We start from the raw sequence: 23,627 nt of genomic DNA on the forward strand, positions 1-23,627 counted from the left end.
GATCAAGGATGGCTGCAATGATTCAAAACAAAACCCGCCCGATGCATGCCGCCGGCATTCTCGAAAGTGTACTCCTGCTGGCTGGCAATGACACCGGCCTCGCGTCTTTCCTCAAGGCGTGGTCGGCAGACCTGCCAGAAGAAGATTTCTCTACGCACCAGCCCGAAGACTGGCTGGGCGCCGCACACGCCCATCAGCGACTGGGCCAGCGTCGCCTGCCGGATCAGCCGCTGCTGCGTATCTACAATCCCACACCACCTGAACACGGCTGGCAGTCGTCACACACCGTGATTGAACTGGTGGTGCCCAACCTGCCCTTCCTCGTTGATACCGTCAGCATGGCGCTGGCGCGGGCCGGTTATACCGTGCACCTGGTGTTGCATCCGGTACTGCATGTCCTGCGTGATGTCCAGGGCGAACTGACTGGTCTGGGGCCGGATGGCGTAGCCGAATCCTGGATGCATTTCGAGATCGACCGCGAGACCGATCCCGCGGCACTGACTGCCTTGCAAGGCAGTATCGAAGAAGTGCTGGCGACGCTCGCCTCGGTCATTGCTGACTGGCCACGCATGAAAGCGCGCATCGCCGCATGCCGTGACGACCTTTCGGCCAACCCGCCACCGGTGGAGGCGGCAGAGCGCAGCGAGACGCAAGCATTCCTCAGCTGGTTGCTAGATGACCACTTTGTCATTCTGGGCGTGCGCGATTATCAACTTAGCGCCGATGGCAATGCGCTGATGAGTGAACCCAATTCCGGGTTCGGCCTGCTGCGCAACGGCAATGTCTCCGCGCCATCGCACGCGTTTGCCCAACTGGCGCCAGAACTGCGCGCCCTCGCCTACAACCCGCAAACACTGTTGATTCTGACCAAATCAGATTCACGCTCGACCATTCACCGTCCGGCATATCTGGATGTGGTGATCGTCAAGCGCGTCGACGCATCCGGCAAAGTGCTGGGCGAGTTGCGCTTGCTGGGTTTGTATACCGCCAGCGCCTATACCCAGCCGCCGCGCGAAGTGCCGGTGGCACGCCGCAAGATTGACGCCGTGCTGCAGCAAAGCGGCGTCGATTTGTCCGGTCACCGCGGCAAAGCCATGCTGAACGTGCTGGATACCTGGCCGCGCGATGAATTGATGGAAACCGGCATTGAGGACCTGACCCGGATCGTCTCGGCGGTGGTCGGGCTGCATGAGCGCAACCGCGTGCGCGTGCTGTTCCGTGACGACATCTACCGTCGCTACGTCTCTGTGATGTTCTATGTACCACGGGACAACTACACCACCGAAGTACGCACGCGCATTCAGCAATTGCTGCTGGAACGCATGGGCGGCGAAAGCTGCGACTTCAACGTGCTGCTGTCGGATTCACCTCTGGCGCGCATTCACTTTATTGTGCGGCTACCCCACGACACTTGCCCGGTGTACAGCGCACGGGACATCGAAGCGGAAATCACCCAGATCGCCCAGCGCTGGCAAGACGAACTGCGCAACAGCCTGCTGCTGCACAGTGGCGAGGAACTGGGCGCCGCACGCTATCAGCGCTATCAGCGCGCTTTCCCGCCGGCCTACACCAGTGATTTCGGCGCCCGCGTGGCCGTTTACGATATTGATGCGCTGGAAGAGTTATCTGACGTCAGCCCGCTCACCGCAACACTGACACCCGCCAGCCACAACGACACCCGGCTGTGGCGCATCAAGCTGTTCCACGGCAAAGACATTGCGATCTCGGATTACATTCCGCTGCTGGAAAACCTGGCGGTGCGCGTGCTCGATGAGCGCCCGTACATCTTGCAACTGGATGATGGCCCGCGCTGGATTATCGATATCGGCCTGCAGTTGCCGGTAGCTGGCGCGCTGGAAGATGCCGGCGCCCGCCAGCGCTTTCTGGATGCGTTTCGCGCCGTATTCAATAGCCGTAGCGAAAACGACAGCTTTAACCGGCTGGTGCTGCACGCCGGCCTGGCCTGGCGCGAAGTGCTGGTCCTGCGCGCCTACGCCCGCTGGCTTAAACAACTGAATCTGCGCAACGCCGTGGATACGCTGGCGGATTGCCTGCTGGCGCATAGCGGTATTGCGCGGGATCTGGTGCGACTGTTTTATCTGCGGCACGACCCGTCGGCGCTGGATGATGTCGCCGCCGATGCCTTGAGCGAGCAACTGGCAACCACCATCAGTGCGCTGCCTGTGGCGGACGATGAAAAAGCGCTGGGTGCTTTCCGTGGCGCAATTGAAGCCACCGTGCGCACCAGCCATTTCCAGCCTGCGCCGGACGGTCTGCCGCGTGGGCACCTGTCGCTGAAGATCGCGTCGGCCCGCGTGCCAGGGATGCCACAACCGGCGCCGCTGTTTGAAATCTTTGTGTATTCGACTGAGGTCGAAGGGGTTCACTTGCGCGGCGGCAAGGTGGCGCGCGGTGGCCTGCGCTGGTCTGACCGGCGCGATGATTTCCGCACCGAAGTACTGGGCCTGGTTAAAGCGCAGATGGTGAAGAACACGGTGATTGTGCCGGTGGGCTCCAAAGGCGGGTTTATTGTGAAAAACCCGCCAGCCGATCGCGAAGCCTGGCTGGCGCGCGGCGTGGAATGCTACAAGGGCTTCATTCGCGGCCTGCTTGATCTGACCGACAACCTGGTGGATGGCAAGGTGGTGCCGCCGTCGCAAACACATCGCCGCGACGAGGACGACCCGTATCTGGTGGTGGCCGCAGACAAAGGCACGGCGACATTCTCTGATGTGGCCAATGGCCTGGCGCAAGACTACGGCTTCTGGCTGGATGACGCCTTCGCCAGCGGCGGCTCTGTCGGCTACGACCACAAAAAGATGGGGATTACCGCGCGCGGCGCCTGGGTATCGGTCATGCGCCACTTCCGTGAACTGGGCGTGGATGTCGCCACGCAGCCTTTCACGGCGATCGGTATTGGCGACATGTCTGGCGACGTATTCGGCAACGGCATGCTGCGCTCCCGCGTGACGCGTCTTGTCGCGGCCTTTGATCATCGCCACATCTTTATTGATCCGGAACCGGATACGGAAGCCTCATTCAAGGAACGCGAGCGTCTGTACAACCTGCCCCGCTCGTCCTGGGCTGATTACGACGCCACGCTGATTTCCGCTGGCGGCGGCGTCTGGCCGCGTAGCGCCAAGAGCATTCCGCTCTCGCCGCAGATGAAAGCCCTGCTGCAAGTGGATGTATCGGCCCTGGAGCCAGTGGCGCTGATCCATCTGCTGCTGCGGGCTCCGGTTGACCTGATCTACAACGGCGGCATTGGCACTTACGTCAAGGCATCCAGCCAGTCGCAGGCCGAAGCCAATGATCGCGGCAATGATATTTTGCGGGTGGATGGCCGCGACCTGCGCTGCAAGGTATTTGGCGAAGGCGGCAATCTGGGCATGACCCAGCTGGGCCGGATTGAATACGCACTGGCAGGCGGGCGCGTGTTTACCGACGCCATTGATAACTCGGCCGGCGTGGATTGCTCCGATCACGAGGTCAACATCAAGATCCTGCTGGGCCGGATCATGAGTGCAGGCGATCTGACGCTCAAGCAGCGCAACGCCCTGCTGGCCGAAATGACCGACGACGTAGGACACCTGGTCTTGCGCGACAACGAACTGCAGACGCTGGCGCTCTCGCTGGAGGCAGAACAGGCTGCGTCGCTGCTGACGGTGCATCAGCGCTTCATGCAGCAACTGGAAACCCGCGGCAAGCTTTCGCGCCGGCTGGAATATCTGCCGACCGATAGCCAGTGTCTGGATCGCCAGCAAGCCGGTAGCGGGCTGACCGGGCCAGAACTGGCCGTATTGCTGGCCTACGCCAAAATGGTGTTGAGCGAAGATTTGCTCAACAGCGAACTGCCTGATGAAGCCCAGTGGGACGAGCTGCTGCGGGAGTATTTCCCGAAGCTCCTGGTCGAGCGCTTTGGTAATCGCCTGGCTGATCACCCGCTGCGGCGCGAGATTGTCGCCACTGTGCTGACCAATCATGCGGTCAACCGGCAAGGGATCACGTTTGCCTTCCGGCTGAGCGAAGAAGCGGAAAGACACCCGGCGCAGGTCATCAAGGCACTGGCGGTGACTGAATCCTTGCTGGGCAGCGAACAACTGGCACTGGCGGCTGAAGCGTTGCCCGCGCCGGTTTCGGCACAGACCCAGTACGCCTTGCTACAGATTGTGCGCAGACAGACAGAGCGCGCCACGCGCTGGGTGTTGCAGGCGCCGGAAGTGGCAGAAGACGCTGCCTTTGCCGATGCGGTACGCGGCGCGCTGAGCGGGCTGGCGCAATGGCTGGCCAATCCGGAGCGCGCCCACGCCCGGCGCGATGAATGGGTGGCACAAGGCGTGCCACTGGAACTGGCGGCGCGCGTACTGGCGGTGGAATATGCCGGCCCGCTGCTGGAACTGGGTCGTGACGACGCTTTGCGCAGTGCACTGGCCGAGCGCTTGCAGTTGTATCTGCAACTGGACGCATTGCTGGGCTTTGACTGGATGACTGCGGCCATTGAAGGCTTGCCGCGTGACAATCGCTGGCAGGCGCTGGCCCGGCTGGCTGCGCGGGATGATCTGCAACGCCTGCACGCCAGACTGGTTGATCGCGCCTGGCTGGGTGGCGAAGGCCCGGTTGAGGCACGGCTGCAAACCTGGCAGGCGTCACTGGAAGGCGCCGTGCTGGCCTGGCAGCGCATGCTGGAAGAACTCAAGACCAGCACGACCGATCTGGCCATGATCTCTGCCGCCCTGCGCGAAGCCCGTCACCGCTTGATGGATGATTGATCTGCTACTGGCCGCCCGTGCTGTGTTTTGCAGCGCGGGCGGTACGAGTCATGGGTGGCCCACACCCGTTTGATCCGGCAGTCCGCTGCCGGATTTTTTTATTTTTCACGTCGCAAACGTCTGATTTGGCCCGCTTCCCTGCTAGAATGTCAGGTTTCCCGAACCGAATGAATTGATCGAGCATGGAAGCCGAACAGCTTAACCAGATCGAAAATCGCTTCACCAACCTGGGTGAACGCGCCAACGAACTCAAGCGTTACCTCGACTACCCGTCCAAAGTGGACCGGCTGGAAGAAGTCGTACGCCTGTCAGAGTCGCCAGAAATCTGGAACGACCCCAAGAAAGCCCAGGAAATCGGCCGTGAGCGCAAGGCGCTGGAAGCCGTCGTGCTGGTGCTGGACAAAGTGGTCAACGGTGTCGCTGACGCCAAAGAATTGTTTGAGATGGGTCGCAGCGAAGAAGACTGGGACACCATCAACGCGGTGTCTGAAGACGTCGCTGGGCTGGAAGCGGAAATCGCCACGCTGGAATTCCGCCGCATGTTCTCCAATCCGATGGACCCGCAACCGTGCTTTGTGGACATCCAGTCCGGCGCGGGCGGCACCGAGGCGCAAGACTGGGCCTCCATGCTGCTGCGCATGTACGTGCGGTACGGCGAACGCAAGGGTTTCAACGTTGAAGTCATGGAAGTTTCTGAAGGTGAAGTTGCCGGCATTACCAGCGCCACCATCAAACTGACCGGCGACTACGCGTTTGGCTTTTTGCGGACCGAAACCGGCGTACACCGCCTGGTACGCGTATCGCCGTTTGACTCCAACGCCCGCCGCCACACCTCTTTCTGCTCGGTGTTTGTCTATCCTGAAGTGGATGACAGCTTCGAGATCGAGATCAATCCGGCCGACGTGCGCACCGATACCTACCGTGCCTCTGGCGCGGGTGGTCAGCACATCAACAAGACCGATTCTGCCGTGCGTTTGACCCACGTGCCGACCGGCATTGTGGTGCAGTGCCAGAACGACCGCTCGCAGCACCGCAACCGCGACGAAGCATGGCAAATGCTGCGCGCCAAGCTGTATGAGCTTGAACTGCGCAAGCGCATGGAAGCACAACAGCAACTGGAAGCCGGCAAGTCCGATATCGGCTGGGGTCACCAGATCCGTTCGTACGTGTTTGACCAGAGCCGGATCAAGGATCTGCGCACCGGTTACGAAGTCGGCAACCTCAAGGGCGTGATGGATGGCGATATCGATGACTTCATCGAGGCCAGCCTGAAACAGGGCGTGTAATTCGCCGCCCTCACCCCTTAGTCGCGCAACGGGCGCGCATAGCTAAAAACGGAAAAGAAAATGAGCGATCAACAAGAACAAGTGGTTGTCCAGGACGAAAACCAGATCATGGCCGAGCGCCGCGCCAAGCTTGCTGCCCTGCGCGAAAAAGGCCCGGCTTTCCCGAATGACTTCAAACGTGTGGACGTGGCCGGCGACTTGCACGCCAAGTTCGACCACGTTGAAAAAGAAGACCTCGAAGCGCAGAACATCACCGTCGCCGTGGCCGGCCGCATGATGCTCAAGCGCGTTATGGGCAAGGCCAGTTTTGCCACCGTGCAGGACGTCTCTGGCCGTATCCAGTTCTATATCAGCCGCGACAGCGTGGGCGAAGACGTTTACACCTCGTTCAAGACCTGGGACATGGGCGACATTCTGGGTGCCAAAGGCACGCTGATGAAGACCAAGACCGGCGAATTGTCGGTTCAGGTCACCGAACTGCGCCTCCTGACCAAATCGCTGCGCCCGCTGCCGGACAAGTTCCACGGCCTGGCCGATCAGGAACAGAAATACCGCCAGCGTTATGTTGATCTGATCACCAATGAACAAGCGCGCGATACCTTCATCAAGCGTTCGCGCATTGTGCAGAAGATCCGTGAATACATGACCGGCGAGCAGTACCTGGAAGTTGAAACACCGATGATGCACCCGATCCCGGGCGGCGCCACGGCCAAGCCGTTTGTAACGCACCACAACGCGCTGGATATGCCGCTGTACCTGCGTATCGCGCCGGAGCTTTACCTCAAGCGCCTGGTTGTAGGCGGCATGGAGCGCGTGTTCGAGATCAACCGCAACTTCCGCAACGAAGGCATGAGCACGCGGCACAATCCCGAATTCACGATGATGGAGTTCTACGAGGCGTACGCCGACTACCATCGCATGATCGAGATGACCGAAGGCGTGATCCGTTACGCCGCCAAGGAAGTCTGTGGTCACACCGTGATCGAATACCAGGGCAAGACAGTTGATCTGTCCAAGCCGTTTGCGCGCTTCACCATCACCGAAGCCATCAAGCACTACAACCCGCAATACACCGACGAGCAACTGAATGATCGCGCCTTCATCAAGGCCGAAATCGCCCGTCTGGGCGGCAAGCCGGTGTTGACCGATGGCATCGGCGGCCTGCAACTCTCGTTGTTTGAAGAAACCACCGAAGAAAAGCTGTGGGAACCGACGTTCATTATCGATTACCCGGCCGAAGTCTCGCCGCTGGCCCGCGCCAGCGACACCAAGGCCGGCATCACGGAACGTTTTGAACTCTTCATGGTCGGTCGTGAGCACGCCAACGGTTACTCTGAGTTGAACGATCCGGAAGACCAGGCCGCCCGCTTCCAGGCGCAAGTCGCCCTGAAAGACAAGGGTGACGATGAAGCCATGCATTTCGATGCTGACTACATCCGCGCCCTGGAATACGGCCTGCCCCCGACCGGTGGCTGCGGTATCGGCATTGATCGTCTGGTGATGTTGTTGACGGATTCGCCGAGCATCCGTGATGTAATTCTGTTCCCCCAAATGCGCCGCGAAGACTGAATTAGCGCTCACGGGAAAACTCTGCTGGCTGCGTTATGTTCACTTGTCGTACGAATCGTACTGCCTGCGTGAACATGCCTTGCCAGCACCGCTTCGCTGAGTTTTCCCGTTCGCGCCAATTCACTGGACCCCATCCAGAACGAGGCCCGCTTGCGGGCCTTTTGCTTTTTACCGGCCGGTCCGCACCTGGCCAAAGATAATGACAAATGCAACACAAGCCCATCTCCCGTCTGCATATCGGCGCCATGCTGTTTCCGCTGTGCCTGGTGCTGTACGAGTTCTCTACCTATATCGCCAATGACATGATCCTGCCGGGCATGCTGCACGTAACGCAGGAGTTTGGCGTGAGCTCGGCATGGGTGCCGACGTCGATGACGTTGTACATGATCGGCGGGGCGTCGCTGCAGTGGTTGCTGGGGCCGTTGTCAGACCGGATCGGGCGGCGGCCGGTGATGCTGGCGGGGGTGGTCTGGTTTGTCTCGCTCTGCCTGGCCGCGTTGATTGCCAACAATATGGGCGTGTTCCTGGCGCTGCGCTTCCTGCAAGGCATGGGCATGTGTTTCCTGGTGGCCGTGGGTTACGCCGCAATCCAGGAAGCGTTTGAAGAAAAGACCGCCATCAAGGTCACGGCCATGATGGCGAATGTGGCGTTGCTGGCACCACTGATTGGCCCGCTGACGGGCGCGGCGCTGATGGCGTTCACCACCTGGCGCATGATTTTTGTGGCAATCGCCTGTCTGGCTGCAGTTGCGGGCGTGGGCCTGTATTTCACCATGCCGGAAACCGCGCCGCGCAGCAAAGCGCCGTTCTCGTGCAAGTCTGTCTGGCTGGATTACAAAGCCGTACTGACCAACCGCCGGTTCATGTCCGGCGTGATGGCGATCTCGATGGCAGGCCTGCCGTTGCTGGCGTGGATCGGTCAGTCGCCGGTGATCATCATGGAAGGCGAACACCATTCCTCGCTCGATTACGGCCTGTGGCAATTGCCGGTATTTGGCGCCCTGATTGCCGGCAATATCGCGCTGGCCACCATTGGCGACCGTTTCCCGATTCACCGCGTCATTGGCGTGGGTGGTTCGCTGGTATTTGCCGGTACGCTGCTGGCGCTTGTCTTTACCCTGACGTTCGAAACGCATTTCAAAGGCATGGCCATTGGTCTTGGCCTGTACGCGTTTGGCCTGGGCCTGGGCAACGCCGGTATTTTCCGGCTGACGCTGTTTGCCAGCGATATCGCTAAAGGCACAGTATCCGCCACACTGGGGCTGATCATGATGGGCATCTATGCGATCGGCATTGAGATATTCAAGGCGATCTATCGCGCTGGTGGCGAAGGCTGGTTTGCGGCCGTATTTGTGCTGACGGGACTGGCGTTTGTGTTTACGCTGCGTCACTTCATGGGCTGGGACAAACCTGGCCAGCCGTTACCCGCCACGCCAACCGAATAAAACCCAATATCGTCACCATGCCCTATCCCGCCATTGTCCCGGCAGAACTCGCCTTTGCCAAAGACCAGATCCCCTGGTCCCGCATTTATGACGATATCTATCACTCGGACAATGGTGGCGAAGCTCAGGTACAGCATGTGTTTATGGCCGGCAATGGCCTGCCCGAGCGCTGGCGCGAGCGCGACGTGTTCACCATCGCTGAAACCGGCTTTGGTCAGGGTCTGAGCTTTCTGGTGACCTGGCAGGCCTGGCAAAACGATCCGCAACGCGCCACGCGACTGCATTTTGTCTCGGTCGAAAAACACCCTTTCAGTACCGAAGACCTGGCTGTACTGCATCAGCGCTATCCCGCACTGGCCGCGCTGTCGGCCGAACTGCTGGCGCAGTGGCCGCAACTCACCCCCGGATTTCACCGCCTGAACCTGGATGGTGGCCGCGTCACACTGACACTATTGCTGGGCGAGGCGGTCACCCTGCTCAGCCAGCTTGATGCGCGCATTGACGCCATCTACCTGGACGGATTCTCTCCCGACAAAAACGCCGACATCTGGTCTGTCGACGTGCTGCGCGCGCTGTGGCGCAACACAACCCCAGACACCACCCTGGCGACCTACACCGTCGCCCGCACGGTACGGGATGCGCTGACCGAAGCCGGGTTTGCCCCGCACAAAGAAACGGGTTTTGGCAGCAAACGCAAGCGCTTGGCCGGCACCGTCGCCCACGCGCCCCATTCGCGCCCGGTGTATGCCGGTGAACGGCAGGCGCTGGTCATTGGCGCCGGGATGGCCGGTTGCGCCGTGGCCGAACGCCTGGCCGCGCGCGGCTGGCAGGTCACGGTGCTGGATCAGTCCGCCACGCCAGCACAAGGGGCATCCGGCAATCATGTCGGGCTGATGCATGCGCACTTTACGCGCGACGACAACCTGCTGGCCCGGTTGACCCGCGCCGGCAGCGAATTCACCCTGCAGCATCTGGCCGGTTTTGCCACGGCACCGCAGCAACCCGTCTGGGGCCGGCCTGGTCTGGTCCAGGTGGCACGCACGGCCGATCAGGCACAGACATTCCGCACCATTGCCCATAGCGGCGACTGGCCGGCCGCGATGTTGCGCTGGCTGGAGCCAGACCAGGTGGCGCAGCAATTCAGCCTGGCAACGGACTGGGGCGCCTGGTGGTTTGAACGCGGCGCCTGGGTGCAACCACGCAGTTTTTGCGAGGCCAGCCTGGCGCGATACGCTGATCGCATCCGCTTTATCGGCAACCAGCATGTGGCCCAACTGGGATATGTCGATGGCGACTGGTGCGCCAGCGATTCTGCCGGGCAATTGCTGGCGCGTGCGCCCGTAGCGGTGCTCGCCCATGCCTTTGCGGCAAAACAGTTACCCCTGGCTGCGGAGTTGCCGCTCACAGCCTCGCAACGCAGCACCACGCTGATTGCCGAAGGCGCGTTGCCGCCCGTGCAGGCGGGCATCTCTGGCGCGGGCTATGTCACGCCGGCGCTGGATGGCTGGCACACCACCGGCGCCGCGGTTGCGCAAACAGGTCAGGAAACAGCGGCCGCAGCAGAAAACATCCAGCGCAGTCAGGCCTTGTTTGCAGATTGCGCGATCACGCCCGCACAAACCGGCCGTACACGCCTGTGTGTGCGCCCCGGGTCGGCAGACCGCATGCCGCTGGTGGGCGCACTGCCCTTGCCTGCCCACCAGCAAGGCAAGGCGCATCAGCTGTTTCATATCCGCCGTTATCCGGATTTGTATGGCCTGCTGGGCCTGGGGTCACGCGGGTTGACGTTTGCGCCCTTGGCAGCAGAGCTGATTGCCGCACAATTGAATGGCGAGCCTCTGCCGCTGGAGCGCGATCTGGTGCAAGCCATTGATCCGGCAAGGTTCTTGTTGCGCGCCCTGCGCAAAGGGCTGCCATGGCCGCCGCAAGAGACAGCGGAAGTGGACGACGACTGAAACTGGATGCCAAGTGCATAACAGCTTTCATCAACGTTCAGCATAACAGTGGGCTTTTTGCTGCAACTGCAAAGGCAAACTGTATTGGCTGATGCAGCTACCGGCACCAGGGCCGACCCCGTATTCTGGCCAGGTCTGAAGCCGCTGCGGAGCGCCACCATGAAAGCCACCCTGATTGCCTGTCCTTCTTTGATCAGCCTGAAAAAGGCAGAGCGCACGGTCATCCGCTGCGAACAAGGCCAGCTCTGGATCTCGGTACCTGGTGAAGATATCGTGCTGCGCCGTGGCGAATCCTGGCAGATCAACAGCCCGTTAACGGTGCTGATCGAAGGCGCCCAGGACGCCAGATTCAGCCTGCAAACGCCGCGCAGCGTCTGGCATTTGCACTGGCCTGGTGCATGGCGCTGGCCAGCCTTCCGTTCGTCGTGGCGTGTAAGATCAAGCCCCATAAAGCGAATCCAGGCCAGAACTTGACATTGTCATTACGGTCTTATCCTGACGCGCCCGATTAACATCCCGGGCCGGTGAAGGAGGCCGTATGCTACGCCGTCTTTCCCTCGCGGGCCTGCTCAGCGCTGGCCTGCTTTCCCCCGCCTGCGCCGACATGGTTGATGATGTCGGTACGCTGGAGGCGATTCTTGATAGCGTGTGCGGTCAGCGCTTTGAGGTCGTCTGGGTGGATCAGGACCACAAAATCCCGCCCTGCATGATGAGCTACTCGCCCTACTGCGAAGAAATCCAGACCAATGGCCCGGACAGTTGCCCGCTGGTCATGGGCACGGACGTAGACGCGGATGACGCGCAGCCAGACAGCCCGGACATGCTGGCGGCCGCACCACAGCAACTGTGATGCGTCAGGCCGCGGGAATGACGAGATCCGTTGCGGCGGATTGCTCGTCCAGCAGTGCTTGTGCCAGCTGCCCAAGGCGCTGGATGGCGCGCTCGTGCCGCGTGGTCCAGGTTTCAATACAGCAAATGCGCAAGCAATTGCGATAGCTGCGGCTGGGCGAAAACAACTCGCCCGGCGCAAAGACAATCCCTTCCTCAATCGAGCGCTGCAACAGCACCTGCGTGTTGATGCCGGCTGGCAACTCCACCCACAACACAAAACCACCCTGCGGCACGTTCAGCCGCGTTTCTGCCGGAAAATAGCGCTGGATTGCCGCTGCGCCGCAATTTAACTGGTCGGCCACCGCCCGGCGCAGTTTGCGCAAATGATGGTCGTACCCGCCGTTCTCCAGAAACCGGGCCACTGTTTTCTGCAGCAAGGTCGAGGTCGAATACGTGTTGATGAACTTGAGCTTTTCCAGCTCTCGCCGCCAGCGCCCCGCCACCACCCAGCCAATCCGGAACCCCGGCACCAGCGTTTTGGTAAACGACGAGCACAGCATGACATTGCCGGTCTTGTCGAATGCCTTGGCCGGGCGCGGGCGTTCGCCGTGATGGAAAAACTCACCGTACAGGTCGTCTTCAATCAGCGGGATACTGCGCTCGGCCAGCAACTCCACCAGGCGGCGCTTGTTCTCATCCGGCATCAGGCTGCCAATCGGGTTGGAAAAATTGGGCAACAGCAGCGCGGCCTTGACCTGGCCGTTGCGGGTGGCCAGTTCCAGCGCTTCCACCGAGATACCGGTTTGCGGATGGGTCGGGATTTCCAGCGCCTTGAGCTGATAGCTCTCCAGCATCTGCAGCACGCCGAAATACGCGGGCGACTCAATGGCCACGACATCGCCCGGGCGCGTTACTGCGCGCAAGCACAGGTTGATCGCCTCCAGGCAGCCGTGGGTGACGATGACGTCATCGGCCTCAAACTGGCCGCCCCATGCCAGCGCCCGGCGCGCAATATGGCGGCGCAATTCGGGGTCGCCGGGTGGCGTGCCGTAGTCGGCCAGCAGTTCGGGTTCGTGACGGGAAATCTGCGACAACAACCGCTGCAATGGCTGCAGCGGAAAGTGTTCCGGGTTCAGGATCGCCAGGCCAAAATCGACTTTGACCTCGGCAAACTGGTTGGATTGATAAGGCCAGTATTCGGCCTGGGTTACCACCCTGGATGGGGTTTTGGGCGGTTGCGTCAGTGCCGGCGTGGCAAATGCGGTGGCGCTGCGGACATAAAACCCGCTTTGCGGGCGGGCCTCGATCAGCCCGCGGTCTTCCAGTTCGCGATACGCCTCCATCACCGTCGACAGGCTTAACTGGCGCTGTGCCGACATCTTGCGCACAGAGGGCAGTTTTTCTCCGGTCTTGAGCATGCCTGCCAGAATGGCTTGCGCCAGGTCCTCTGCCAACTGGTGGTAGAGGGTGTCAGGTTTGCGCCGGCCGGCGGCAAAACTCAGATCGTTCATGGCATCGCGTCCGCAAGGAGGTCAATGCACTATATCGCGCCTGAATCAAAAACAGAACAGTTTTGAGAAAAACAGAAAATAAACAGATGAAAGGATAACAGTTTGGGCAAAACGCCCGTCATAACTGTTATACCAATGGATTACTGCGCTGCCGATGCGGTGGCAGCCACACTGGCAATGGGCGCATCCAGACTGGAACTGGCGGCGGAAGCTGCTGGTTTGCGGCTATCGAGAATCTGGAAGAACACTTCGTCCTGACGAACCATGCCCAGTTCGTTGCGGGCGCGCTCTTCGATGGCGGTCGTGCCTGTTTTCAGATCGACCACGTCGGCCTCAAGCGCGGCATTGCGCTCTTTGAGTTTCTCGTTCTTGCCGCGTTGCGTGGCAAGTTGCGTATCAAGTTGCCATACGCGCAGCCAACTGCCCTTGCCAATCCAGAGCGGCCATTGCAGCAACAGAATCAGCAAAGCAAGGGCTATCGCGAGTGTCCGCATGTATTTTTGAAGTGTGGAAATAAAAACCGGAGCAAGGTTTGCTCCGGTTTCGGATGTTACTACAGACCACCCGTATTTTCTAATGACGCATCATACAATGCGTCATTTCATGCGGGTCGCCCGTCAGGCGCAATTACTTGCGGACCTGGTAGAAGGCGTCAAAGCCCGGGTAGTAAGCAGCATCACCCAGTTCTTCTTCGATACGCAGCAGCTGGTTGTACTTGGCGATACGGTCCGAACGGGACAGCGAGCCAGTCTTGATCTGCATGCAGTTGGTGGCCACGGCCAGATCAGCAATGGTGCTGTCTTCGGTTTCGCCCGAACGATGGCTCATCACCGAGGTGTAGCCAAAGCGCTTGGCCAGATCAACAGCGGCCAGGGTTTCGGACAGCGAACCGATCTGGTTAACCTTGATCAGGATGGAATTACAAATACCCTTCTTGATGCCTTCAGCCAGAATCTTGGTGTTGGTCACAAAGAGGTCATCGCCCACCAGTTGCACGCGGTCGCCCAGGCGGTCGGTCAGAATCTTCCAGCCGTCCCAGTCACGCTCGCCCATACCGTCTTCGATCGAGATGATCGGGTACTTGTTGACGAGGCTTTCCAGGTAGTCAACTTGCTGTTCGCTCGACAGTTCACGCTTGTCGCTCTTCTTGTACACGTACTTGCCGGTATTCTTGTCAAAGAACTCGGAAGCAGCGCAGTCAAGGGCGATCAGGATCTGGTCAGCAGCTTTGTAGCCGGCCTTGTCGATGGCTTGCATCAGCAGGTCCAGGGCTTCTTCAGCGTTGGCGACGTCCGGTGCGAAACCGCCTTCGTCACCCACTTGCGTCGGCAGATGCTTGTCGTGCAGGATTTTCTTCAGGGTGTGGAAAATCTCGGCACCCCAGCGCAGGGCTTCACGGAAGCTCGTTGCGCCAGCCGGGATCAGCATGATTTCCTGGAAATCCAGGCTGTTGGAGGCGTGCTCGCCACCGTTGATCACGTTCATCATCGGTACCGGCAGGGCCATCGGGCCCGAACCGCCAACGTAACGGTACAGCGGCAGGCCGGCTTCATCAGCGGCAGCCTTGGCTACGGCCAGCGACACGGCCAGCACGGCGTTGGCGCCCAGCTTGCTCTTGTCTTCGGTGCCGTCCAGATCCAGCATGGTCTTGTCGATGAAAGCCTGGTCCGCGGCGTCAAGGCCAATGATGGCTTCACAGATTTCGGTGTTGATGTTCTCAACGGCCTTCAGAACACCCTTGCCACCGTAGCGGCTCTTGTCGCCATCGCGCAGTTCCAGTGCTTCACGCTCGCCGGTGGATGCACCGGACGGTACGGCAGCGCGGCCCATCACGCCGGATTCCAGCAGAACGTCAGCTTCAACGGTCGGATTGCCGCGAGAATCCAGAATCTCGCGCGCAATGACTTCAACAATAGCGCTCATTGGCTTTACCTCTGTAGGTGATTGATCTTGGTACTGCTGCTTCTTTCAAACCCGGTGGTCGGTGCGGCTATCAGAATAGCCCATTTGAATTACAAAGTTTGTTCGATAAAAGGCGTGCCCTTGACGGCGGCATCAATTGTTTTGAGCGTGGTCAAGAGTTCCTTCATGCGGCCCAGCGGCCATGCATTCGGGCCGTCAGACATTGCGCAAGCGGGGTTCGGGTGGGTCTCGGCAAATACGCCGGCCACGCCCACGGCCACGGCGGCACGCGCCAGGACCGGTACAAATTCACGCTGACCGCCAGAGCTGGTGCCCTGGCCGCCTGGCAGCTGCACGGAGTGCGTCGCATCAAACACGACCGGCGCGCCGGTTTCGCGCATGATCGACAGGCTGCGCATGTCGCTCACGAGGTTGTTGTAGCCAAACGAAACACCGCGCTCGCACGCCATGAACAGGTCGTCAGACAGGCCGGCATCGCGGGCTGCATCACGCGCCTTGTCGATCACGTTCTTCATGTCGCCCGGGGCCAGGAACTGGCCCTTCTTGATGTTCACCGGCTTACCCGACTGGGCACAGGCACGAATGAAGTCAGTCTGGCGGCACAAAAAGGCCGGGGTCTGCAGTACGTCCACCACTTCGGAAACCGGCTTGATCTGGTCGATTTCGTGGATGTCGGTCAGTACCGGCACGCCGATCTGCTCTTTCACCTTGGCCAGAATGCGCAGGCCTTCGTCCATGCCGTAGCCACGGAATGTCTTGCCGGAGGAGCGGTTGGCCTTGTCAAAGCTGGATTTGAAAATGAAATTGATGCCCAGCTCGGCGGTGATTTCTTTCAACTGGCCAGCAACATCGATGGAGAACTGCTCGCCTTCAATGACGCAGGGGCCGGCAATCAGGAAAAAGGGCTGATTCAGCCCGACTTCAAATCCGCACAGTTTCATGGTTTGCTCCAGTGAGGTGTGAGTGGGCGGGCGCGCGCCGCCCTGGCATGCGCGCCCTGTTGCTCACTGACAGGTCTTGATCGGTTGATCAGCAAAGCCGATCAGCAGCTCACGCCTTCGCGGCCGTGTTCACGGGCGTTGGCAATGGCAGCTTCAATGTAGGCCTTGAACAGCGGGTGGCCGTCACGCGGGGTGGACGTGAATTCAGGGTGGAACTGGCAGGCAAAGAACCAACGGTGTTCCGGCAGTTCAATGGTTTCAACCAGTTGTTCCGCGCCGGTGGACTTGCCACTGATCTTCAGGCCAGCGGCTTCAAGGCGCGGCAGATAGTGGTTGTTCACTTCATAGCGGTGACGATGGCGTTCGGTAATGGTGCCGGCGCCGTAGATTTTTGCCGCCAGCGAGCCATCATCCAGGCGGCATTCCTGCGCGCCCAGGCGCATGGTGCCGCCCATGTTGGAGTTCTCGTCGCGCTTTTCGATCTTGCCGTCGTGGTTGACCCATTCGTCAATCAGGGCCACAACCGGGAAGTCGGTTTCCAGATCGAACTCGGTCGAGTTGGCGCCACTCATGTCGGCCATGTCACGGGCGTATTCAATCAGCGCAATCTGCATGCCCAGACAAATGCCCAGGTACGGCACATTGTTTTCGCGGGCATATTTCACCGCACGAATCTTGCCTTCCACGCCACGCTTGCCAAAGCCGCCCGGCACCAGGATTGCATCGACGTTCTTGAGGACGTCCACGCCTTCGGTTTCCAGGCTTTCAGAATCAATAAAGTCGATCTTCACTTCAGAGCCGGTATGGATGCCGGCGTGCTTCAGTGCTTCGATCAGCGACTTGTAGGATTCGGTCAGGTCAACATACTTGCCGACCATGGCGATATGCACGGTCTGCTGCGGGTTCTGGATGGCGTGGACAATCTTGTCCCACGTTGCCAGGTTGGCCGGCGGCAGGTCCAGCTGCAACTGCTTGCAGATGATCTCGTCGATACCCTGATTGGAGAGCACGCTCGGGATCTGGTAGATCGACGGCATGTCCGGGCAGGAAATCACGGCGCGTTCGGACACATTGGTGAACAGCGCGATCTTCTTGCGTTCGTCATCCGGCACGATGCGGTCTGCGCGGCAGATCAGCACGTCGGGCTGGATACCGATTTCGCGCAGCTCTTTCACACTGTGTTGCGTCGGCTTGGTCTTGATCTCGCCTGCGGCCGCAATGTACGGCACATAGGACAGATGCACGAAACAGGTGTTTTCGCGACCCAGCGTCACGCCCATCTGGCGAATGGCTTCCAGGAACGGCAGGGATTCGATATCGCCCACAGTACCGCCGACTTCGATCACCGCCAGTTGCGCGTCATTGGCGCCAGCGTCGATGAACGACTTGATTTCGTCGGTAATGTGCGGGATGACCTGCACGGTCTTGCCAAGATAGTCGCCGCGGCGCTCTTTCTTGATGACCGATTCGTAGATCTGACCCGTGGTGAAGTTATTGCGCTTTTTCATCTTGGAATGAATGAAGCGCTCATAGTGACCCAGGTCCAGGTCGGTTTCGGCGCCGTCTTCGGTCACGAAGACTTCGCCGTGCTGCATGGGGCTCATGGTGCCCGGATCCACGTTGATGTATGGATCGAGCTTCATCATGGTGACTTTGAGACCGCGTGACTCAAGAATGGCGGCCAGAGACGCGGCGGCGATGCCCTTCCCCAGGGAGGAAACAACGCCACCGGTAACGAAGATGTACTTGGTCATGGCAGTGGGTACAGATTGGAATTCCGTATTCTATACGAACACCCCTTGTCCCTCAATTCTGGACAAGGCCGCAAACTTGTGATTTTGACGGATGCATAAACGCGCTATTTGCGTTTTCTTCCATAACTGTAGCCAGGTTCGTCGCCACTTGCTGCCAGCAAGAGCTTGTCCAGCACATTGATTGGCAACCATTTTTTCAGATACCAGAACACGATGGCCGGTACGGTCACCGGCAGACGTGCCGGCGGATGACCTTGATCGAGTGCGCGCAAAAGTGCCTTGAATACCGCTTGCGGCGGCAAAGTGAATGGCGCCGCAGGGCCGGGTTTGGCCAGGCGTGCCTGCATGGCTTCATAAGCAGGCCGGTGAAAACTCTGGTCCGCGTTGATCCAGCGTGCGAACTGCTGCTGGGCATTGGGCCGGAACCGGCTGGTAATCGGGCCCGGTTCAATCAGGCTGACAAATACGCCACTGCCTTTGAGTTCCTGGCGCAAGGTATCGGCAAAACCTTCCAGCGCAAATTTGCTGGCGTTATAGGCGCCGCGATACGGCATGGCGGCATAACCCAGAATTGAACTATTGATCACCACCCGCCCGTGTTTTTGCCGGCGCATGGCAGGCAGCACGGCGTTGGTCAATTCAATAGTGCCAAATACATTGGTTTCGAATTGATGACGCATTGCATCACGCGTCAGATCTTCAACCGCACCCGGAACGCCAAAGCCGGCGTTATTGAATAAGGCATCCAGCGTGCCGCCCGTACGGTTCAGCACCTCGGTCACGCAAGACCGGATTGATGCGCTGTCTGCAATATCCAGCTGCAATGCTTCCAGCCCTTCTGCCTCCAGCCGGGCCACATCATCAGCTTGTCTTGCCGTGGCAAATACCCGCCAGCCGAGGTTTTTTAATTCGTGCACCGCACAATAGCCAATACCCGTCGATGCGCCAGAAACCAGAATCGTACGAACTTTCCTTGTCAATTCACCATCTTGGCTCATTCGTAATTCCCTTTTTCAAAAGAGGTTTTATTATTGAATTGGTTGTATCAGGCAATGGTGCAACCACAGGAACAGGATTGTGCCGGAATCTGGCAAAGAATTCCGGTCTTAAAACAACGAGGAGACTCTCATGGCCAAAGTCGCACTGGTCACTGGCGGCATGGGCGGGATTGGCACCGCCATTTGCAAGACACTCGCTGATGGTGGCTTTACGGTAGTGACCACCTACTCCCGGCCCGGCAAAGAACAGAAATGGCTCAGCGAAACCCGCGATGCGGGCTATGCTTTTCACGCATTTGAATGCGATGTCACCAGTTTTGACGCGTGCGTCAGCCTGGCCACCCGCATTCGTGAAACGGTGGGCGATGTCGATGTGCTGGTCAACAACGCAGGCATTACCCGCGACGCCAGCTTTCGCAAGCTCACCCAGGTAGATTGGGACACCGTCATGGCGACCAATCTGGATTCTCTTTTCAACGTCACCAAACAGTTTGTCGACACCATGTCAGAGCGTGGCTGGGGCCGCGTGATCAACATTTCGTCGATCAACGGCCAGAAAGGCCAGTTCGGGCAGACCAACTACTCCGCCGCCAAGGCCGGCATGCATGGCTTTACCATGGCACTGGCACAGGAAGTGGCCAAAAAAGGCGTGACCGTCAACACCATCAGCCCGGGCTACATTGCCACGGAGATGGTGATGGCAGTGCCGGAAGACGTGCGCGGCAAGATCATTGCGCAGATTCCGGTCGGGCGTCTGGGCAAGCCCGAAGAAGTGGCCAGCCTGATTGCCTGGCTGGCATCAGATTTGTCCGGTTTCATGACGGGTGCCAATATCGCCATGAATGGTGGTCAACACACCTGCTGATCGTGCCAGAACAGCAAACAAAAACGGCGCCAGAAGATGGCGCCGTTTTTTATTGTCCGGATCAAGACAGCAACACAAGTTGCTGTTTCTAAAGAAAACTCATAGCGGTTTGAGTGCCCGCAGAAAAAAATCGATGGTTTCAGTCACGGCCTCGGTTTCCCGCTCAAGTACGGGCGGCTCTTCACCAAAAATCATGGCGAGCTTTTCGCGACTGGCCAGAAGATCAAGCAGCATATTGGCGGTGCGCGCCGGGTCTTCGTGACGCAGATCGCCCGCTTGCATGGAGCGGGCCAGTTCTGCGGCGATCTGGGTGGTGCAACGCTGCACGCAGTTCTGATAAAAATGCCGACCCAGTTCCGGAAAACGCGAAGCCTCGCTGGTCAGCACCCGGTGCAGATTGATGGATTCTGGCGTCAGTGCCCGCGCGCGAAAACTCACGCCGAACTCGATCAGCCGATCCCGCAAGTTGCCCTTACCGTTCTCGAAAATAGACAGCATTTCTTCGACTTTGGCTGACAAGGCAGATTCAAACAGCGTCTGCTTGCTGCCAAACCGGTTGTACACCGTCTGCCGGGCCACACCGGCGCGGCTGGCGACGAGATCAATACTGGCGCGATAACCGGACTCGCAAAACACCTGCATGGCGGCTTCCAGCACGCGTTCGGCGCAATCGTGATTGCTGATATCGGAGGTCATGAAGCTCGTACTCGCTGACACAGATAAACCTGGATTGGACTATCCAATCCATTTTATCCCGACTTGCGCTACGGGTTCATACATTTTGATATATCAATTTCTGTTTGCGTCAGACCTGAAATTACGGCACGACATTGGCGTACTCGCTACCGACCATCAACCCGACGATTTCCTCGCCGTGCGTCTCCGCTACGCGCCGCTCTCCGACCGCTTCGCCCCGGCGCAGCACCACAATGCGGTCGGCCACGGCAAAAATGTCGTGCAGATTATGCGACACCAGCAAAATGGCAACACCTTGCGCCTTGAGTGTCTGGATCAGCGACATGACCTTGCGTTGCTCCGGCACGCCCAGCGCCGCGGTGGGTTCATCCATGATCAATAGCCGCGCATTCCAGTAGATGGCGCGGCCAATGGCAATGGCCTGCCGCTGGCCGCCGGAGAGCATTTGCACCGGGCCAGCCAGTTTGCGTTCAGGAATGATGATATCCAGCCGGTCCAGCACTTCACGTGCAACTTTATGCATGTGATCCCGATCAATCACCGGCAAACCCAGCCAGCGCCGCATGGGCTCGCGCCCCAGGAAAATATTGCCGCCGACATCCAGGTTATCAGCCAGCGCCAGGTCCTGGTAAATGGTCTCGACCCCCTTGCTGCGGGCGTCTTGCGGATCACGCGAAACCAGCGGCTGACCGTCAAAAAACAGCTCGCCCGCAGTCGCCTTGTACACGCCAGAGATGATCTTGATCAGCGTGGATTTGCCCGCGCCGTTGTCGCCCGCCAGCGCGACCACCTCGCCCGGGACGATGCTTAGCGATACATTCTTCAGTGCCTGCACGCCACCAAAATGAATGGAGACATTGCGCACTTCCAGCAAAGGCGTATCGGCCATCAGCCCTCCCTCCCCAGCCGTTCCTTGTACTGGTCAATCAGCACAGACAGGATGATGACGACACCTACGGCGATAAACTGCCAGAACGCGTTGATATCGATAAAAATCAGCCCGAACTGGATCACGGCAATGATCAGCGCGCCAATCAGCGTGCCGATGACGTTACCCGTACCGCCAAACAGGCTGGCGCCGCCGATCACCACGGCGGCAATCGAATCAAGCAGCATAGATTCGCCGGCATTGGCAGCGCCCGCAGCAAAGCGCGCGGTATAGACAATGCCGCCAATGGCCGCAAATAACGCCGCCAGCATGTAAACCACGGTGAGGTGACGTTTGACGTTGATCCCGGCGCGCGCGGCAGACTGCAGATTGCCGCCAATGGCATAGGTGTACTGGCCGAAACGTGTCTTTGACAGCACAAAGTGCATGATCAGCAACAAGATGCCGGTCAGGATAATCGGCACCCAGCCCGTCCCCAGCCACGCCAGCCCCGGGTGATTGACCGACACCGTCATGCCGCTGCCCGCCGCCAGAAAACCCGCGCCCCGCGCCACGCCGTACATCCCCAGCGTACCGATAAACGCCGGCACCCCCATGCGTGCAATCAGTACGCCGTTCACATAACCCGGGATCAGGCAAACCAGCATGGTGCCGATAGAGGCCAGCACCAGCGAGCCCACGGACTGCCCGCCCAGCAAGGTGAATTGCGCCACGCACACGGCCGACAAGCCCATCACGAAGCCGACCGACAGATCAATGCCCGCGGTGATGATGACAAAGGTCTGGCCAATGGCCAGCAGCAAAGGCGCGCTGGCCGCCAGCATGATCGATTGCACGTTATACAGGTTGAACACGAACGATCTGCGCGCGACGATCTGCGCCCAGACCTCAAAGAACACCAGTAATGCGGCCAGAAACAGCCAGGGCCAGACCTTGGTAATCAAGGTCAGCCGATCCATCCGTTTGCCGGATTCTTCCATGGGCGGGTTCCATCAAGGCAGACAGGGCTGGCGCCAGGCATGACGCCAGCCGCAAAGGGCCGTAGCGGCCAGATCAGTTGGAATAGATGTACTGCTTGCCGTCGCCATCAATATTGGATTTATCCAGCACCACAAAGCCCGTGCCCTTTTGTGCCGGAATTTTCTTGCCGCGGGCGGCATCAGCGCCATATTTCACGCCGTAATAGCCCATTTCGGCCGGTTTCTGGGCGATGGCGATATCCACCAGACCGCTCTTGATGTCCTGATCAATGCCCGGCACCGCATCAAACACCACCACCTTGATCTTGCCGCTCTTGCCGGCTTTCTTGACGCCTTCTGCCGCGCCCTTGCCAGAGAACGTATTGGCGCCAAACACCCCGGCCAGATTGGGATTACGCGCCAGAATGGCTGCAATATGTGCGGCCGCCTTGTTGGCGTCGTCCTCGTTGTACTGGGTGTCGAGCACCTTGATATTCGGGTGTTTTTTCATCTCTTCCAGAAAGCCATCAACGCGCGCGTCAGTACTGGAGATGCCGGGCTTGTTGTCCTCACAGTAAACCTCGCCCTTGTCGCCAATGGCCTTGGCCAGCGCCCGCGCGGCAATGCGCCCGCCTTCCGTGTTGTCCGAGGCAATGTACGAGAGCGGGAAGTCAGCATCGCCCTTGCCGGTCTGGTATTTGCCATCGCCAATATAGGTATCGACCGTAATGACCTTGATGCCGGCATCCGCGGCTTCTTTCAGCGGCTGGATCAATTGCTGTTTGTCTACCGGCGACACCAGCAGCACATCCGGTTTTTTGGCGATAAACGCCTTCAGGATCGGCACTTGCTCGGTGGTATTCCAGGACTTGGGCACCTGAAACAGCAACTCCACGCCCTCTTCCTTGGCGGCCTTTTCGGCGCCACGGTGCATGGTGAAATAGAACGGGTCCACCACGCCTGGCAGCAGCGCGATCACCGGTTTGGTGGCATCGGCCCAGGTATGCGCGGCGACAAGGCCGGCGGCGATGGTGGCAACAGACAGTTTCAGAAGGGTTCTGCGCGTAGTCATACCGGTATCACTCCACAAGTTGGCATTGCCAGAGCGAAAGGCATGGAAAGGCGGCGTCTGGTACGGCCAGTGCAGCGCCGTAACAATCTGGCGCGGGCAATCTGTACCGTGTGCAGGGTCGTACATAGTGCGGCCGCTGGTGCTTGGGGCTTCTGGCCACAGCA

Annotated in this window: 18 protein-coding genes; 8 read left to right on the forward strand and 10 right to left on the reverse strand. The window is 59.4% G+C overall.

Annotation, left to right across the window (positions count from 1 at the left end):
• The first annotated feature begins 17 nt into the window (after positions 1 to 17).
• From IEX57_RS04195 to IEX57_RS04225, 7 genes are all read left to right on the forward strand, one after another.
• A complete protein-coding gene (locus IEX57_RS04195) occupies positions 18 to 4,769 on the forward strand; it encodes an NAD-glutamate dehydrogenase (RefSeq protein ID WP_188702630.1) in 4,752 nt (1,583 codons plus the stop codon).
• Positions 4,770 to 4,951: 182 nt separating this feature from the next.
• Positions 4,952 to 6,055, forward strand: a complete 1,104-nt coding sequence (gene prfB / locus IEX57_RS04200) for a peptide chain release factor 2 (RefSeq protein ID WP_188702632.1) — start codon at positions 4,952 to 4,954, stop codon at positions 6,053 to 6,055.
• A 60-nt stretch (positions 6,056 to 6,115) separates the two neighbouring features.
• A complete protein-coding gene (gene lysS / locus IEX57_RS04205; RefSeq protein ID WP_188702634.1) occupies positions 6,116 to 7,624 on the forward strand; it encodes a lysine--tRNA ligase in 1,509 nt (502 codons plus the stop codon).
• 206 nt (positions 7,625 to 7,830) lie between these two features.
• Positions 7,831 to 9,069 (forward strand): MFS transporter, encoded by a 1,239-nt coding sequence (locus tag IEX57_RS04210; RefSeq protein WP_188702636.1) that lies wholly within the window; start codon positions 7,831 to 7,833, stop codon positions 9,067 to 9,069.
• A 17-nt stretch (positions 9,070 to 9,086) separates the two neighbouring features.
• Entirely contained in the window at positions 9,087 to 11,024 is a 1,938-nt protein-coding gene (gene mnmC / locus IEX57_RS04215; RefSeq protein WP_188702638.1) for a bifunctional tRNA (5-methylaminomethyl-2-thiouridine)(34)-methyltransferase MnmC2/FAD-dependent 5-carboxymethylaminomethyl-2-thiouridine(34) oxidoreductase MnmC1, read from the forward strand.
• Positions 11,025 to 11,183: 159 nt separating this feature from the next.
• Entirely contained in the window at positions 11,184 to 11,498 is a 315-nt protein-coding gene (locus IEX57_RS04220; protein WP_188702640.1) for a DUF2917 domain-containing protein, read from the forward strand.
• A gap of 64 nt (positions 11,499 to 11,562) precedes the next feature.
• Complete coding sequence (locus IEX57_RS04225) at positions 11,563 to 11,874, forward strand: hypothetical protein (RefSeq protein WP_188702642.1); 312 nt, start codon at positions 11,563 to 11,565, stop codon at positions 11,872 to 11,874.
• 4 nt (positions 11,875 to 11,878) lie between these two features.
• Here the strand turns inward: IEX57_RS04225 and IEX57_RS04230 are convergent, their stop codons facing one another.
• The 6 genes from IEX57_RS04230 to IEX57_RS04255 all read right to left on the reverse strand — a co-directional run bounded on the left by IEX57_RS04230 (position 11,879) and on the right by IEX57_RS04255 (position 18,964).
• Complete coding sequence (locus IEX57_RS04230; protein WP_188702644.1) at positions 11,879 to 13,366, reverse strand: aminotransferase-like domain-containing protein; 1,488 nt, start codon at positions 13,364 to 13,366, stop codon at positions 11,879 to 11,881.
• 140 nt (positions 13,367 to 13,506) lie between these two features.
• Complete coding sequence (gene ftsB / locus IEX57_RS04235) at positions 13,507 to 13,860, reverse strand: cell division protein FtsB (RefSeq protein ID WP_188702646.1); 354 nt, start codon at positions 13,858 to 13,860, stop codon at positions 13,507 to 13,509.
• Positions 13,861 to 13,993: 133 nt separating this feature from the next.
• Positions 13,994 to 15,289, reverse strand: coding sequence for a phosphopyruvate hydratase (eno, locus tag IEX57_RS04240; RefSeq protein ID WP_188702648.1), 1,296 nt, complete (start codon positions 15,287 to 15,289; stop codon positions 13,994 to 13,996).
• A gap of 89 nt (positions 15,290 to 15,378) precedes the next feature.
• Complete coding sequence (gene kdsA / locus IEX57_RS04245) at positions 15,379 to 16,230, reverse strand: 3-deoxy-8-phosphooctulonate synthase (protein WP_188702650.1); 852 nt, start codon at positions 16,228 to 16,230, stop codon at positions 15,379 to 15,381.
• A 101-nt stretch (positions 16,231 to 16,331) separates the two neighbouring features.
• Positions 16,332 to 17,984, reverse strand: a complete 1,653-nt coding sequence (pyrG, locus tag IEX57_RS04250; protein WP_188702652.1) for a CTP synthase — start codon at positions 17,982 to 17,984, stop codon at positions 16,332 to 16,334.
• A 104-nt stretch (positions 17,985 to 18,088) separates the two neighbouring features.
• Positions 18,089 to 18,964 carry an SDR family NAD(P)-dependent oxidoreductase gene (locus IEX57_RS04255; protein ID WP_229708697.1) on the reverse strand — a complete coding sequence of 292 codons (876 nt, stop codon included), beginning with the start codon at positions 18,962 to 18,964 and terminating at the stop codon, positions 18,089 to 18,091.
• 148 nt (positions 18,965 to 19,112) lie between these two features.
• Between IEX57_RS04255 and phbB the strand changes: the two genes are divergently transcribed.
• Entirely contained in the window at positions 19,113 to 19,847 is a 735-nt protein-coding gene (phbB, locus tag IEX57_RS04260; protein WP_188702656.1) for an acetoacetyl-CoA reductase, read from the forward strand.
• A 99-nt stretch (positions 19,848 to 19,946) separates the two neighbouring features.
• Here phbB and IEX57_RS04265 read toward each other — a convergent pair whose 3' ends face one another.
• The 4 genes from IEX57_RS04265 to IEX57_RS04280 all read right to left on the reverse strand — a co-directional run bounded on the left by IEX57_RS04265 (position 19,947) and on the right by IEX57_RS04280 (position 23,463).
• Entirely contained in the window at positions 19,947 to 20,543 is a 597-nt protein-coding gene (locus tag IEX57_RS04265; RefSeq protein WP_188702658.1) for a TetR/AcrR family transcriptional regulator, read from the reverse strand.
• 121 nt (positions 20,544 to 20,664) lie between these two features.
• Complete coding sequence (locus IEX57_RS04270; RefSeq protein WP_188702661.1) at positions 20,665 to 21,432, reverse strand: ATP-binding cassette domain-containing protein; 768 nt, start codon at positions 21,430 to 21,432, stop codon at positions 20,665 to 20,667.
• The gene (locus IEX57_RS04275; RefSeq protein WP_188702663.1) at positions 21,432 to 22,412 is read right to left on the reverse strand and encodes an ABC transporter permease subunit; all 981 of its coding nucleotides are present in this window, start codon (positions 22,410 to 22,412) and stop codon (positions 21,432 to 21,434) included. Before IEX57_RS04275 ends, IEX57_RS04270 begins: the two co-directional genes overlap by 1 nt.
• Positions 22,413 to 22,485: 73 nt before the next feature.
• Positions 22,486 to 23,463: an ABC transporter substrate-binding protein gene (locus IEX57_RS04280; protein ID WP_188702665.1), complete on the reverse strand. Its 978-nt coding sequence runs from the start codon at positions 23,461 to 23,463 to the stop codon at positions 22,486 to 22,488.
• Positions 23,464 to 23,627: the final 164 nt, after the last annotated feature.

Origin of the sequence: Silvimonas iriomotensis (genome assembly GCF_014645535.1) — a bacterium.
In the GTDB taxonomy this organism is placed as follows: Bacteria; Pseudomonadota; Gammaproteobacteria; order Burkholderiales; family Chitinibacteraceae; genus Silvimonas; species Silvimonas iriomotensis.